This is a genomic window from Limnohabitans sp. YIMB22184 (assembly GCF_048020265.1).
Classification (GTDB): Bacteria; Pseudomonadota; Gammaproteobacteria; order Burkholderiales; family Burkholderiaceae_C; genus Limnohabitans_A.
This window is the reverse complement of record NZ_CP171843.1, coordinates 745,677-759,259: the sequence shown is the minus strand read 5'-3', so window position 1 is coordinate 759,259 and position 13,583 is coordinate 745,677. Positions and strand designations below refer to the sequence as shown.

13 protein-coding genes and 1 pseudogene are annotated in these 13,583 nt (G+C 61.0%); 7 read left to right on the top strand and 7 right to left on the bottom strand.

Annotated features, from left to right (window positions below; translation table 11 throughout):
* Positions 1-11: 11 nt before the first annotated feature.
* Positions 12-233: a hypothetical protein gene (locus ACHEXL_RS03570; protein ID WP_108427730.1), complete on the bottom strand. Its 222-nt coding sequence runs from the start codon at positions 231-233 to the stop codon at positions 12-14.
* A gap of 51 nt (positions 234-284) precedes the next feature.
* On the opposite strand from ACHEXL_RS03570, the gene ACHEXL_RS03565 reads away from it, so the two are divergent.
* The gene (locus tag ACHEXL_RS03565) at positions 285-899 is read left to right on the top strand and encodes a gamma-glutamylcyclotransferase (protein ID WP_416560664.1); all 615 of its coding nucleotides are present in this window, start codon (positions 285-287) and stop codon (positions 897-899) included.
* Positions 900-1,029: 130 nt separating this feature from the next.
* Entirely contained in the window at positions 1,030-1,662 is a 633-nt protein-coding gene (pdxH, locus tag ACHEXL_RS03560; RefSeq protein WP_416560663.1) for a pyridoxamine 5'-phosphate oxidase, read from the top strand.
* 15 nt (positions 1,663-1,677) lie between these two features.
* Here the strand turns inward: pdxH and ACHEXL_RS03555 are convergent, their stop codons facing one another.
* The 4 genes from ACHEXL_RS03555 to ACHEXL_RS03540 all read right to left on the bottom strand — a co-directional run bounded on the left by ACHEXL_RS03555 (position 1,678) and on the right by ACHEXL_RS03540 (position 4,447).
* Positions 1,678-2,634 (bottom strand): AEC family transporter, encoded by a 957-nt coding sequence (locus ACHEXL_RS03555; RefSeq protein WP_416560662.1) that lies wholly within the window; start codon positions 2,632-2,634, stop codon positions 1,678-1,680.
* 99 nt (positions 2,635-2,733) lie between these two features.
* Entirely contained in the window at positions 2,734-2,973 is a 240-nt protein-coding gene (locus ACHEXL_RS03550; protein ID WP_416560661.1) for a hypothetical protein, read from the bottom strand.
* Between the two features lie 21 nt (positions 2,974-2,994).
* Complete coding sequence (msrA, locus tag ACHEXL_RS03545) at positions 2,995-3,528, bottom strand: peptide-methionine (S)-S-oxide reductase MsrA (RefSeq protein ID WP_416560660.1); 534 nt, start codon at positions 3,526-3,528, stop codon at positions 2,995-2,997.
* A gap of 28 nt (positions 3,529-3,556) precedes the next feature.
* Positions 3,557-4,447 carry a LysR family transcriptional regulator gene (locus ACHEXL_RS03540; protein ID WP_416560659.1) on the bottom strand — a complete coding sequence of 297 codons (891 nt, stop codon included), beginning with the start codon at positions 4,445-4,447 and terminating at the stop codon, positions 3,557-3,559.
* 100 nt (positions 4,448-4,547) lie between these two features.
* On the opposite strand from ACHEXL_RS03540, the gene ACHEXL_RS03535 reads away from it, so the two are divergent.
* Entirely contained in the window at positions 4,548-5,735 is a 1,188-nt protein-coding gene (locus ACHEXL_RS03535) for an acyl-CoA dehydrogenase (protein ID WP_416560658.1), read from the top strand.
* A gap of 64 nt (positions 5,736-5,799) precedes the next feature.
* Here ACHEXL_RS03535 and ACHEXL_RS03530 read toward each other — a convergent pair whose 3' ends face one another.
* Both ACHEXL_RS03530 and ACHEXL_RS03525 read right to left on the bottom strand, forming a co-directional pair.
* Positions 5,800-6,597, bottom strand: coding sequence for a hypothetical protein (locus ACHEXL_RS03530; protein ID WP_416560657.1), 798 nt, complete (start codon positions 6,595-6,597; stop codon positions 5,800-5,802).
* Complete coding sequence (locus ACHEXL_RS03525; RefSeq protein WP_416560656.1) at positions 6,594-7,874, bottom strand: DNA cytosine methyltransferase; 1,281 nt, start codon at positions 7,872-7,874, stop codon at positions 6,594-6,596. The genes ACHEXL_RS03530 and ACHEXL_RS03525 overlap by 4 nt, the downstream gene beginning before the upstream one ends.
* Positions 7,875-7,953: 79 nt before the next feature.
* Between ACHEXL_RS03525 and ACHEXL_RS03520 the strand changes: the two are divergent.
* The 4 genes and pseudogenes from ACHEXL_RS03520 to ACHEXL_RS03505 form a co-directional block, all read left to right on the top strand.
* A pseudogene (locus tag ACHEXL_RS03520) lies at positions 7,954-8,406 on the top strand (acyl-CoA dehydrogenase family protein); the annotation flags it as partial.
* Positions 8,407-8,549: 143 nt separating this feature from the next.
* Complete coding sequence (locus ACHEXL_RS03515; RefSeq protein ID WP_416560655.1) at positions 8,550-9,194, top strand: TetR/AcrR family transcriptional regulator; 645 nt, start codon at positions 8,550-8,552, stop codon at positions 9,192-9,194.
* Between the two features lie 28 nt (positions 9,195-9,222).
* Positions 9,223-10,353: an efflux RND transporter periplasmic adaptor subunit gene (locus ACHEXL_RS03510; protein WP_416560654.1), complete on the top strand. Its 1,131-nt coding sequence runs from the start codon at positions 9,223-9,225 to the stop codon at positions 10,351-10,353.
* A gap of 12 nt (positions 10,354-10,365) precedes the next feature.
* Positions 10,366-13,560: an efflux RND transporter permease subunit gene (locus ACHEXL_RS03505; RefSeq protein ID WP_416560653.1), complete on the top strand. Its 3,195-nt coding sequence runs from the start codon at positions 10,366-10,368 to the stop codon at positions 13,558-13,560.
* Positions 13,561-13,583: the final 23 nt, after the last annotated feature.

The following is a 13,583-nucleotide window of genomic DNA, read 5'->3' as shown; positions in this document are numbered from 1 at the left end:
CGGGTGAGGCATCACTTGGCGGCAGATGCCTCGGCTGCAGCGGGCGCTGCAGAGGCGTCCACGGCTGGTGCAGAGGCCTCGGCAGCAGGGGCCGTCGCAGCGACAGGGGCAGCAGGTGCGGCTTTTTTGCTCTTGGCAATGCCAAAACCGATGGCCAGGCCCACGGCCAGCACGATCACGGCCACCAAAACGGCCCAAACCACAGGTTGATTGTCATCTTGAGGGGTCGACATGTTTGTTTTCTCCGAAAATAGTGGCGAGATTGTAATGGGGTCCCATGGCACATGACTGACACACCCGCCCATGCCGCAAGCGAACACGGGGCAGATCGCGTAGCGACGGCGTTTCAAACCGATTTGCTCGACCGCTTCAGAGCGCAAGCTGCTGGCCGGGATTTGTGGGTGTTTGGCTATGCGTCTCTCTTGTGGCGGCCCGAGTTCGAGGCGCAGGAACAGCACATCACCCGCGTCTGGGGCTGGCACCGCGCCTTGAAAATGTGGAGCCGACTGAACCGGGGCAGCCCGGAGTGCCCAGGTCTGGTGTTTGCCCTGTTGCGCGGCGGCAGCTGCCAAGGCGTGGCCTACCGAGTGGACCGGGACCAAGCCGATGCGGTGTTGGTGCGGCTTTGGGAACGTGAAATGCCCATGGACATATACACCCCCAACTGGTTGCCCTGCGACACACCACAAGGACGCGTTCAGGCACTGGCCTTTACCCTGCCGCGCACCAGCCCCAGCTTCACCGGCCATTTGCCCAGTGAAACCTATCGGCAAATTTTCCGGCAGGCCTGCGGGCGTTTTGGCACCACGCTGGACTATGCCCGCCAAACCTACGAGAGCCTGCGGGCCCACGGCATCGAAGACCACGCTTTGGCCGCTTTGCTCCGGCACGCAGACTGAAACACGTCTGAGCGTCCTGTCGCACCCAAGCCCAGCCAGCCCCAAGCCCAGCCAGCCCCAAGCCCAGCCAGCCCCAAGCCCATCGCCCACGAGTCGGCAACCGCACACTGGCTCTGCCTATACTCAGCCCATGAACATCGCCGACCTGCGCAAGAGCTACGAAAAAGCCGAGCTCAACGAAAACGCTTCCCACGCCGACCCCCTGCAGCAATTTGCCCAATGGCTGCAGGAAGCCATCGCCGCCGAAGTACCCGAACCCAACGCCATGACGCTGGCCACCGTGGCCAGCAACCTGCGCCCCAGCACCCGGGTGGTGCTGATCAAGGGTTATGACGAGCGCGGCATCGTTTGGTACACCAATTACGACAGCCGCAAGGGGCAGGAACTGGCGGGCAACCCCTTTGCCGCGCTGCAGTTTCACTGGGTTGAGCTTGAACGCGTGGTGCGCATCGAAGGCCGGGTGGAAAAGGTCAGCGACGAAGAAAGTGACGCCTACTTCCACAGCCGCCCGCTCGATTCACGCATTGGAGCCTGGGCCTCGCCGCAAAGCCAGGTGATCGACGGGCGCACCGTGCTGGTGACCAATGCCGCCAAATACGCAGCGCAATTCATGCTCAACCCACCGCGCCCGCCGCACTGGGGCGGCTACCGCCTCGTGCCCGACAGCTGGCAGTTCTGGCAAGGCCGCAAAAGCCGTCTGCATGACCGGCTGCGCTACACGCCCGAAGGCAGCGGCTGGCTGCGCGAGCGTTTGGCTCCCTGAACGCAACAAGCGTCTTCAAGCAGGCAACAAAGGCAGCACCGCCATGACCGCCGACACGCTGACCACCGCCATGGCGGTTGAAACGGCCACGCCGGCCGTGACGGCGTCTTCTTCTTTGCGGTAACGCTGCGAGAACAAAAACACATTGGCCCCGATAGGCAAAGCCGCAGCCACGGTCATGACCGCCAAGTGCAGGCCTCGCAAACCCAACAGCCAGCCCACCGCGAGCATCAGGATGGGATGGAGCACGGTTTTCACCAAGGACAGCTTGAAAGCCGACAGGGCTTGCTTGCCAATGGGCGTTTGCGACAAGGTGATGCCCACCAGCACCAGGGCGATGGGGCCGAAAGCGCTGCCCAGCAAAGCCAATGGGCGGTCCACGATGGGGTGAAGGCCCCAGCCGGTTTGGGCATAGGCCAAACCCACCAAAATCGGCAACGGCACCGGGTGGATGATGGCGTTGCGGATGGCCGACGCCACCGTGCGCCAGATGGCACGCCGCTCACCCGACAAGGCCGCCTGTTCATGCGCTACTTGCAGCTCCAGCACCAAAGTGGCGGCGCTGAGCAAGACCAGCGCGTGCAGAGAAATCAGGGTAAACAGCAACACCTGGCCCTCTTGCCCATAAGCCAGCCCGATCAGGGGCACGCCGATCATCAAGGTGTTGCTGAAAATACTGGCCAGCGCCAGCACCGACGCCCGGCTGTTACCGCCATACGCCCACAGCATGGCTGCAAACAGGCTGCCGGCCACCAAAAAATACTGGGCCACAGGTTTGAAGTCCAGCTGCTCAATGTGCACACTGCTCATGGTGCGAAACAGCAGCGCCTGCGTCAGCACCAGAAACACCAGGTTCGACAAATCGCGCACCGATTCACCGCGCACCAGCTTCGCTTTGCCCGCGACAAAGCCAATGAAGATCAGCAAAACAACCGGCAAAAGCGAAGACAGGACGGGGTGATCGAGGTTCATGCCTGGATTATCCCGGCCTGTTACCGCACGGACTCAACGGAAACCACGTAGCCGCGCCCATGGCGCAAAGCCAAACCTGACGGCCCCTGAAACCAGTCCTCAATGGGCGTGTTTCATGCCGCAATACTTGCCCAGCGCCAGGCCCTTGCAGGCCTTTTGCAATTCCTGGGTGCATTGGTCGGGCTTCTTGCCGGACTCCAGGCACTTGGCTGCGGCCTCGTGCGCCTGGGCCATGGCGCGGTGACGGGCAATGTCTTCCTGGGTTTCCTGGGTGCTGTGCTGGGCGACCGCTGTCCAAGACAAGGTCATGGCGGCGAGGAAAAAAGCAATGCGGTTCATGGGTGTCTATGGGGCTTGCTGTCAGTCGCGCACCAAGCGCGCAAACGTCTTTTTGAATTTGCTCACCTTGGGCGCGGCCACCGCCATGCAGTAACCCTGGTAGGGGTTGCGCTCAAAAAAGTCTTGGTGGTACTCCTCGGCCGCGCTGTAGTTGGCCAGCGGCAAGACCTCGGTCACGATGGGCTGACCAAAGGCGTTGGCTGCCGTCAACTCGGCGATCATCGCCAGCGCCTCTTCGGCCTGCTCGGGCGTGGTGAAGTAAATGCCGCTGCGGTACTGCGTGCCCACATCGTTGCCCTGGCGGTTCAAAGTGGTGGGGTCGTGGATGACGAAAAAGATTTCCAGCAGCTCGCGGGTGCTGATTTGCGCGAGGTCGTATTCGAGCTTGACCACTTCGTTGTGACCCGTGCGGCCGGTGCAGACTTCTTCGTAAGTGGGGGCCACGGTCTGGCCGTTGCAGTAGCCCGACTCCACATCGGTCACGCCGCGCACCTTGACGTATACCGCCTCGGTGCACCAAAAACAGCCGCCGCCTAAAACCAGGGTTTGGGTCATGTGGGTTCCTTTTGAGACATGCGATCCATTATCCGTGGCCCATCAGCCCGCCTTGCACCGCCTGGACAAAGTCCCCCAGCGCCGTCTGGTCTCGGTCGCTGCGCCACAGGCAACGGGTGTCGTAACGCGTCTCCACATCGCGCAGCGGCACAAACACCGCGCCCGCCAGGGCCGACTGCTGCAGGGCCTGCGGCACCAGCGCCACTCCCAAACCCTGCGAGACCAGAGACACCACGCTCAGCCAATGGCGCAACTCGTGCACCACCTGCGGCATCCAGCCCGCCTGCTCGCACAGCATCACGATGCGCTCGTGGTAATCGGGCGACACCATGCGCGACACCACCACCAGGTCTTGTCCGGCCAGTTCATCCAGACCGATGCTGGCCGCCCTGGCCAATGCGTGGCTGGCGGGCAAACACGCCACCAAGGGCTGACTGGCCACCAGAATTTGCTCAAAACCCGGCGGAACCCGCGGCGTGTGCACAAAGCCCACATCGAGCCGGTCCCGCAGCAGCTCCGACAGCTGCTCGGACGAGCTGAGTTCGCGCAACTCCAGACGCAAACGCGGGTGGCTGGCCTGAAAGCGGCTCAGGATTTGCGGCAGGCCGCAATACAACATGGTCCCGGCAAAGCCGATGTGCAGCTGGCCCGACTGGCCCTCGGCCACATCGCGCGCCTCGCGAGCGGCGGCGCTGGCCTGCGCCAGCAGTGCCCGGGCGGCTGGCACAAAGGCCTGGCCCGCCGCCGTGAGCTGCACACCGCGACTGTTGCGGGTGAACAGCTGCGCCCCCACCGAGGCTTCGAGCTGCTGGATGTTCAGGCTGAGCGGCGGCTGGGAAATGGACAGGCGCTGCGCGGCGCGGCCAAAGTGCAATTCTTCGGCCAACATGAGGAAATAGCGCAGGTGACGGAATTCCATGAATTCAAAAAATGTATTGATGGATCGATAATCAATATTAGACAACTATTCATCTCACCCTGACAATCGGCTTCAAGATTTTTCTAACGGAGACCTCAACATGGCCAACCCCAAAAACACCTTCAACTGGGAAGACCCCTTCAACCTCAGCGCCCAGCTCACCGAAGACGAGCGTCAGGTGCAGGAAGCCGCCCGCACCTACTGCCAGGAAAAGCTGCTGCCCCGCGTGAAAGATGCGTTTCTGAATGAAACCACCGACGTGTCCATCTTCCGCGAGATGGGCGAGTTGGGCCTCTTGGGCCCCACCATCCCCGAGCAGTACGGCGGCGCAGGCCTGAACTACGTCTGCTACGGCCTGGTGGCCCGCGAGGTCGAGCGCGTGGACAGCGGGTACCGCTCCATGATGAGCGTGCAGTCGTCCCTCGTGATGGTGCCGATCAACGACTTCGGCACCGAAGCGCAAAAACAGAAATACCTGCCCAAACTGGCCCGTGGCGAGTGGATCGGCTGCTTTGGCCTGACCGAACCCAACCACGGCTCCGACCCCGGCAGCATGATCACCCGTGCCAAAAAGGTGGACGGCGGCTACAGCATCAGCGGCGCCAAGATGTGGATCACCAACAGCCCCATCGCCGATGTGTTCGTGGTCTGGGCCAAGGACGATGGCGGCCAGATCCGCGGCTTCATCCTCGAAAAAGGCTGGAAAGGCCTGTCCGCACCCGCCGTGCACGGCAAAGTCGGCCTGCGCGCCTCGATCACCGGCGAAATCGTGATGGACGAGGTGTTCTGCCCTGAAGAAAACGCCTTCCCTGAAGTGCGCGGTCTGAAAGGCCCGTTCACTTGCCTCAACAGCGCCCGTTACGGCATCGCCTGGGGTGCACTGGGTGCCGCCGAAGACTGCTACCTGCGCGCCCGCCAGTACGTGATGGACCGCCAGCAGTTCGGCCGCCCGCTGGCCGCCAACCAGCTGATCCAGAAAAAGCTGGCCGACATGCTGACCGAAATCAGCCTGGGCCTGCAGGGCTGCCTGGCACTGGGCCGCATGAAGGACGCGGGCAACGCCCCGGTGGAAGTCACTTCCATCCTCAAGCGCAACAGCTGCGGCAAAGCGCTGGACATCGCCCGCATGGCGCGCGACATGATGGGTGGCAACGGCATCAGCGCCGAATACGGCGTGGCGCGCCACCTGGTGAACCTGGAAGTGGTCAACACCTACGAAGGCACACACGACGTGCACGCTTTGATTTTGGGCCGGGCGATCACCGGGATCCCCGCTTTCTCGAACTGAGATTGCTTTATGTCACTAAAAAGGCTGCCCAGTGGCAGCCTTTTTGCTTTGAATACCCAATGTGTCAAGTTCGATAGGCAACGATCTCATTAATGTCGATCTCTCCAGAGGGCACCAATCGATAGTGCCGCTCCTCAACCACTTTTAGCTGATCGTCTTCAATCTTAAGTTCAAACAATGCGATCTGATCGCTGGTCACGAATTGAGCTGAGATCGCTCGACACCGAAGCTTGGGATATTTTTGCGCGCACCAAGCAGTGTCCTGTGCCGTCTGCACCGTAGAAATCTGATCTCTTCCACCCTTGGCCTGCACCGGAATAACATAGTGGCAACCGTATTTATCCAGACCAACATACAGCTCGTCGATCTCAATCTGGCCGATGCCCTTGACGCTGGTCCGTAAATGGTTCTGCAACGAAAACGTAGTCAGACCAAGGAAGATGTCTATAAGTCGGTTATAGCGCACCTTGGCGAGCAACGCTTGTTCATCGTCGAGCGCATAAGACCCAATGATTTCGGGGGTGTTGTCGGGAATCCGAATGACTGCAAGATTCGGGTTCGGCACCACGCGATTAGCACTGGCCAAGCGGAAGCGGTATTTGGCGCGTCCAACCAGTTCGATAATCCACTCACGCCCTTTGGGCTGGGTGATGAGTATCTTGGCGGGCATGGGCGTCCGAAAACGGATCGAATAGATAACGTCACCCAAGTTGTCGGGCAAGGCCATCTTCAAGGCAGCCGCTGCCTCTTTGAGAGCTTTGCGCTCAAACGGTATCTCGGTGATCCCCTTGCGATAGCCGTCAAAGAAGATCTTCTCAATCAGTTGGTGGTAACGACTGGGGGTTTTGGATAGTTCGCTCATAGGGCGGCAACCTCGGCTTCTTCAAACAGCGGCAATGTCGGATCGAGCTTTTCTCCGGGTCGGTTCCTAGGCGCGATCACTGTGCTGGGCACACCAAACATAGCCGCCGCTGTGGTCATGGAGATGGCAATCAGGGATTGATCGCCAAGGTTCAAGAACACTCCAGGCTTCTCGGGCGTTTTGCCTAGCGCCAACATAAATTGCGCTCCTACGGCGCGGGCCAGCATCGGCGGTACGCTGTTGCCGATCTGCCGAAAGCCGTGCCACTTGGTGGCGTGGAAGCGGAACCAATCTGGGTACGAATGCAGGCGAGCCGCTTCGCGAACGGTTATGACGCGCGCAGCTGTTGGATGGATTGGGCGCGGCGAGGTGAAAGCGCCTCGGTCGCTGGCTGTGCCTGCGCGCAAGGTGTTGCAAAGGCCACCTAAGGCGAGTTTCTTGAAACGACTGATGGGTTCCACCTCATTCGGTGCCGTGGCAGCAAAGCGGCTACGTGACAATGGGGTGTGGTCTGTCAGCAGTGAGCTGGTAAGCAACGAAGCGTCGAAATGTCGACGATAGCCAAAATTAGTAGGATCATCTTTGTTGCCGCGCAGATAGGCGGCATAGGGAGAAGGCTTGCCGTATTTAACTTTTGTCCAATCACGCTCCCAGAGTTCTGGAAACTGCTCGGCGTCTGGAATGTCGCTAATAGCTTCGCCCACGGTAGTCCGGGACATAGGCTCGGGATAGCTGGGAAGGGGCAGCCCCTTGCGGGCACCCATGAGGATCAGGCGACGCCGATCTTGCGGTACCCCGAAGTCGGCGGCATTAAGCACCTTGTAGTCAGTCTCAACCTCATAGCCGCCAGCTTGGAACGCCTCAATGACCTCCTGCAAGAAGCGGCGGTGTTTACCGACGGTCAGACCCCTGACGTTTTCAAAGACAAAGTACTTTGGTTTGAGTTCCATGACCACCCGCACGTAGTGATAAACGAGCTGGTTGCGGGAGTCGTCCAGCGCCCGCTTGCCTATCATAGAAAATCCTTGGCAAGGAGCGCCACCCATCACGATGTCAATGTCGCGTTTGCCAAGACCTGCCAAGTGCCGCAATTCATCGCCAGTAACTTCCACCACACTCTTACAGACCGTGACACATTTAGGGAAATTAAATTTGTGAGCAGCACAATGAATGGGGTCGATATCCACCGAAGCGACGATGTCGAATCCTGCCTGCTCAAAGCCTAGGCTGAGCCCTCCGACTCCGGCAAAAAGATCTATGCCGATAGGACGTGTCATGTGAATTCTCCTTATGCGAAATCTGCAGAACGATCGCTTCAGCGATCGTATCTCAATCGGTGACCGAACAATTACTTTTTTCACTTGCCTCAACAGCGCCCGCTACGGCATCGCCTGGGGCGCTCTGGGTGCCGCCGAAGACTGCTACCTGCGCGCCCGCCAGTACGTGATGGACCGCCAGCAGTTTGGCCGCCCCTTGGCCGCCAACCAACTGATCCAAAAGAAACTGGCCGACATGCTGACCGAAATCAGCCTGGGCCTGCAAGGCTGCCTGCGTCTGGGCCGCATGAAGGACGAAGGCACCGCATCGGTGGACCTGACCTCCATCCTCAAGCGCAACAGCTGCGGCAAGGCGCTGGACATCGCCCGCATGGCGCGCGACATGATGGGCGGCAACGGCATCAGCGCCGAATACGGCGTGGCCCGCCACCTGGTGAACCTGGAGGTGGTCAACACCTACGAAGGCACGCACGATGTGCACGCCCTGATCCTGGGCCGGGCAATCACCGGGATTCCCGCTTTCTCGAACTGAGACTGCGCTTTCAAGCACAGAATCAAGCATGAAAGGGCTGCCCACGGGCAGCCCTTTTTGTTGGCCGTCAGAGTGCACCAGCGCCTTGACGCAGCCCTGCGCAAAGCTTACATTACTAACCAGTCAGTCATTAATCCGATGTTGTGAACCCCATCGACCCTGCCCTCCCCCACAAACGCGAACGCCGCAAACAAGACCGCCCGGGCGAGCTGCTAGAAGCTGCGCTGGATTTGTTTGTCGAAAAAGGCTTCGCTGCGACCCGTGTCGAAGAAGTGGCGGCACGCGCGGGCGTGTCCAAAGGCACCCTGTTTTTGTACTTCCCCAGCAAGGAAGACCTGTTCAAGGCCGTGGTGCGCGAAAACGTGGTGGCCCCCGTGGCCCAAGGCGCTGCCGAAGTAGCGCAGTTTCAGGGCAGCACCGGAGAGTTGCTCGAATGGATGATGTTGCAGTGGTGGCGTCGCTATGGGGCCACCAAGGCATCCGGCATTTCCAAACTGGTCATGAGCGAGGCCAGCAACTTCCCTGACCTGGCTATTTTTTTCCGCAACGAAGTGATCGAGCCCGCTCACACCTTGGTGCGCAATGCCTTGCAACGCGGCATTGACCGGGGCGAGTTCCAGGCCATGAACGTGGATTTGGTCTTGCACTCGGTCATGGCACCGCTCTTGTTTTTGGTGATGTGGAAGCACTCCATGGGGCCGTGCTGTCCGAGCCAAGAGCAAATAGACCCCGAAGCCTTCATCTCCCAACACGCCCGCCTGATGGCGCGTGGGCTTTCGCCCGCCTGATATTCAACAGATTTCTGCCCCAAACACCATGAAAAAATCGACCCTCTGGATTTTGAAGGCCGTGGCCGCTGCCGCCTTGGTCGCGGGCGGTGCACGTTGGCTCAGCCAGCCTGCCAGCAACACCGCCAAAACGAGCGCGCCAGCCGCCCCCGTCATTGAGTTGAGCGCCAGCGATGTGGTCCAGGTTCAAAACATGGACATGCTGCTGGGCCTGCCCGTTTCGGGCACGCTCAAGGCCAGCCAAAGCGCCATGGTCAAGGCCCGCGTGGTGGGTGAACTGCTGGAGCTGACCGTTCGTGAAGGCGACGTGGTCAAGGCCGGCCAGGTGATCGCCCGCATCGACCCCACCGAATACCAGGCCCGGGAGCGCCAAGCCAAGCAACAAGCCGACGCGGCATGGGCCCAGGTGGACATTGCACAAAAGCAGTACGACAACAACAAGGCCCTGGTGGACCAAGGCTTCATCTCGCAGACCGCCTTGCAAAACGCCATGGCCAGCCTGAACGGCGCCAAGGCAACCCACATGGCGGCGGTAGCGGCACTCGATGTGGCCCGCAAGGCACTGGAGGATGCGACCCTGCGTTCACCCATCAGCGGCCAGATTGCCCAGCGTCTGGCCCAACCCGGTGAGCGCATGGCGCTGGACGCCCGAATCGTCGAAGTGGTCAACCTCACGCAGCTGGAGCTGGAAGCGGCCCTGCCCGCCGCCGATGCGGGCCTGGTGCGCCCAGGCATGAAGGCCCAGCTGAAAATCGAGGGTCAGGACGAGGCCGTCACCGCCCGGGTCTTGCGCATCAACCCCGCGGCCCAAGCGGCCAGCCGCAGTGTGCTGGTGTACCTGGGCGTGCCCGGCCAGGAAGGCTTGCGGCAAGGCTTGTTTGCAGAAGGCTTGCTGGGCACACGCAGCGCCCGGGCGCTGGCCGTGCCGCTGTCGAGCGTGCGCACCGACAAGCCTCTGCCCTATGTGCAGGTGGTCGATGGCGATCGGGTGCGGCATGTGTCGGTACAAACTGGCACGCGCACCGAAAAAACCCAGCAGAACATCACCCTGACCTGGGTCGAGGTGAAGGGGTTGAGTGAAGGCACCCAGGTACTGATGGCCAGCGCAGGGGCGGTTCGCGAAGGCACCCAGGTGAAGTTCACCGCTGGCGTGCGCTGAAAGAGGCCGACCATGTGGTTCACCCGCGTCAGCCTGAAAAACCCTGTCTTCGCCACCATGGTCATGTTGGCCTTGGTGGTGCTGGGCCTGTTCTCCTACCAGCGCCTGAAGGTGGATCAGTTCCCGAACATCGATTTTCCGGTGGTGGTGGTCAGCACCGAGTATCCCGGGGCCTCGCCCGAGATCGTGGAAAGCGAAGTCTCCAAAAAGATCGAAGAAGGTGTCAACTCGATCGCGGGCATCAGCGCCCTCACTTCCCGCAGTTACGAGAACCAGTCGGTGGTGGTCATCGAGTTCCAGTTGAACATCAATGGGCGCAAAGCGGCCGAAGACGTGCGCGAAAAAGTGGCGGCCATCCGCCCCAGCCTGCGCACCGAAGTCAAAGAACCCAAAGTGCTGCGATTTGACCCGTCCGCCCGCGCCATCTGGTCGCTGGCCGTGGTGCCGCAAGCGGTGCAAGGCCAAGCCCCCAGCGCAGTGGAGCTGACCAACTGGTCCGAGCAAGTGCTCAAAAAACGTCTGGAGAACGTGCGCGGCGTGGGCTCGGTCTCTTTGGTCGGAGGCACCCGGCGCGAAATCAACCTGTACCTGCAGCCCTCGGCCATGGAAGCGCTGGGCGTCACGGCAGACCAGGTGGTCAGCGCTGTGCGCAACGAGAACCAGGACTTGCCTGCCGGCGCGATCCGCTCGCTGGAGCAAGAGCGCATGGTTCAGATCGAATCGCGCATGAAGCGCCCCGAGGACTTTGAACGCATCATCGTGGCCCGCAAAGGCAGCACCCCCATCCGCCTGTCGCAGGTGGCCCGGGTGCAAGACGGTGCCCAGGAGCTTGAAACGATGGCCTTGTACAACGGCCAGCGCACGCTGCTGCTGACGGTGCAAAAAGCCCAGGACGAAAACACCATCGACGTGATCAATGGCCTGGTGAAAACCGTGGCCGACATGCAGAGTCAGACGCCTGCCGGTATCCGGCTGGAGCCTATCACCGATGGCTCCCGCCCCATCCGTGTGGCGGTGGACAACGTGCGGCGCACGCTCATCGAGGGGGCTGTGCTGACGGTGTTGATCGTGTTCCTGTTCCTCAACTCCTGGCGGTCCACCGTCATCACCGGGCTGACCTTGCCGATTTCGCTGATCGGCACCTTCATGTTCATGCAGATGTTCGGCTTCACCATCAACATGGTCACGCTGATGGCTTTGTCGCTGTGCGTGGGCTTGCTGATTGACGACGCCATCGTGGTGCGCGAGAACATCGTGCGGCATGTGCAAATGGGCAAAAACGCCTGGCACGCCTCGATGGATGGCACGCAAGAGATTGGCCTGGCCGTGCTGGCCACCACTTTGTCCATCGTGGCGGTGTTTTTGCCGATCGGCTTCATGGAGGGCATCATCGGCAAGTTCTTCCACGAGTTCGGCATCACCATCGTGGCGGCGGTCCTGATTTCGATGTTTGTCAGCTTCACGCTCGACCCCATGTTGTCGAGCATCTGGCACGACCCGAGCATCGAAGCGCATGGCAAGTACCACGCCCCCGTCACTTTTTACGACAAAACCATCGGCCGGGTGACCGGCTGGTTTGACCGGGGCACCGACCAACTGGCCGAGGGTTACCAAAAAATCCTGGCCTGGTCGCTGGTGCACAAACGTAAAACCGTGCTGATGGCGGTGGGCATTTTTGCGCTGAGCATTTTCATGCTGCGTTTCGTGGGCACCGAGTTTGTGCCCAAGGCGGACTTTTCTGAAACCACCGTGAATTTCCAGACCCCCGTGGGCAGCTCGCTGGAGGCCACCGAAGCCAAGGCCCGTCAGGTAGAAGCCATCATCCGCGAGTTGCCGGAAGTGCGTTACACCCTGGCCACGCTGAACACTGGCAATTCATTGGGCAAAAACAGCACCAGCATCTACATCCGTCTGGTCGACCGCAAGGACCGACAACGCAATGTGGACGACATGTCAGGCGTGCTGCGCGAGCGTTTGAGCCAGGTGCCGGGCATCACGGTCACGCACGTGGGCCTGCTGGACTCGGTGGGCGGCAACAAGCAGGTTGAGTTTTCGCTGCAAGGCCCCGACCAGCGCGAGCTGGAGCGACTGGCTTTGGGCGTGATGGACAAAGTGCGCAACATCCCCGGCCTGGTGGATCTGGACTCCAGCGTCAAAGCCAACAAACCGACCATCCGCGTGGAGGTGCTGCGCGACTCGGCGGCCGATCTGGGACTGGGCACCGCCCAGATCGCCGGGCCGTTGCGCACCTTGGTGGCTGGCCAGACGGTGGGCAACTGGCGAGCCCCCGACGACCAGACCTATGACGTGAACGTGCGCCTGGCCCCGGAAAGCCGCAACGCCACCCAAGACCTGGAGCGGCTGCCGTTTGCCGTGGCTGCCGGGCCTGATGGCAACCCGCGTGTAGTGCGCCTGGGCCAGGTGGCCAAGATCAGCGAATCCACCGGCTCCAACCAGATCAACCGCCGCGACCTGACGCGCGAGGTGGCCATCAACGCCAACACCTATGGCCGCGCCGCAGGCGAAGTGTCCGCAGACATCCGCAAAATCATGGACGGTGTCAACCTGCCCCCAGGCTACCGTTACCAGTTTGGCGGTTCCACCAAAAACATGGCCGAGTCATTTGGCTACGCCGTGTCGGCCCTGGCGATGGCGGTGATCTTCATTTACATGATTCTCGCCAGCCAGTTCAAGAGCTTCCTCCAGCCCCTGGCCCTGATGACGGCCTTGCCGCTCACGCTTATTGGGGTGGTGCTGGCCCTGATGGCTTTCCGCTCGACTTTGTCCATGTTTTCGATCATCGGGGTCATCATGCTGATGGGTCTGGTCACCAAAAACGCAATTCTGCTGGTGGATTTTGCGATCCGCGCCCGCGAAGACCACTCCGACCAGGAAGGCCGCCGCATCCCAGGTATGGAACGCAGCGCGGCCCTTTTGATGGCCGCCAAAGTCCGCTTGCGCCCGATTTTGATGACCACCTTGGCCATGATTTTCGGCATGGTGCCGCTGGCTTTTGCCATGACCGAAGGCTCGGAGCAACGTGCCCCCATGGGCCAGGCCGTGATCGGCGGGGTCATCACCTCATCCTTGCTCACCCTCGTGGTCGTGCCCGTGGTGTACTGCTACATGGACGACCTGGCGCAATGGCTGCGCCGCAAAGCAGGACTTGCCCCCGCCCGTCAGGGACAGGACGTCAGCCCCCCTTAAAATCCATGCATTTAGCGATAACC

Bases quoted from the DNA above. Each gene is read 5' to 3' on its own strand.
- ACHEXL_RS03570 (WP_108427730.1), bottom strand. From the start codon at position 233: ATGTCGACCCCTCAAGATGACAATCAACCTGTGGTTTGGGCCGTTTTG.
- ACHEXL_RS03565 (WP_416560664.1), top strand. From the start codon at position 285: ATGACTGACACACCCGCCCATGCCGCAAGCGAACACGGGGCAGATCGC.
- pdxH (WP_416560663.1), top strand. From the start codon at position 1,030: ATGAACATCGCCGACCTGCGCAAGAGCTACGAAAAAGCCGAGCTCAAC.
- ACHEXL_RS03555 (WP_416560662.1), bottom strand. From the start codon at position 2,634: ATGAACCTCGATCACCCCGTCCTGTCTTCGCTTTTGCCGGTTGTTTTG.
- ACHEXL_RS03550 (WP_416560661.1), bottom strand. From the start codon at position 2,973: ATGAACCGCATTGCTTTTTTCCTCGCCGCCATGACCTTGTCTTGGACA.
- msrA (WP_416560660.1), bottom strand. From the start codon at position 3,528: ATGACCCAAACCCTGGTTTTAGGCGGCGGCTGTTTTTGGTGCACCGAG.
- ACHEXL_RS03540 (WP_416560659.1), bottom strand. From the start codon at position 4,447: ATGGAATTCCGTCACCTGCGCTATTTCCTCATGTTGGCCGAAGAATTG.
- ACHEXL_RS03535 (WP_416560658.1), top strand. From the start codon at position 4,548: ATGGCCAACCCCAAAAACACCTTCAACTGGGAAGACCCCTTCAACCTC.
- ACHEXL_RS03530 (WP_416560657.1), bottom strand. From the start codon at position 6,597: ATGAGCGAACTATCCAAAACCCCCAGTCGTTACCACCAACTGATTGAG.
- ACHEXL_RS03525 (WP_416560656.1), bottom strand. From the start codon at position 7,874: ATGACACGTCCTATCGGCATAGATCTTTTTGCCGGAGTCGGAGGGCTC.
- ACHEXL_RS03510 (WP_416560654.1), top strand. From the start codon at position 9,223: ATGAAAAAATCGACCCTCTGGATTTTGAAGGCCGTGGCCGCTGCCGCC.
- ACHEXL_RS03505 (WP_416560653.1), top strand. From the start codon at position 10,366: ATGTGGTTCACCCGCGTCAGCCTGAAAAACCCTGTCTTCGCCACCATG.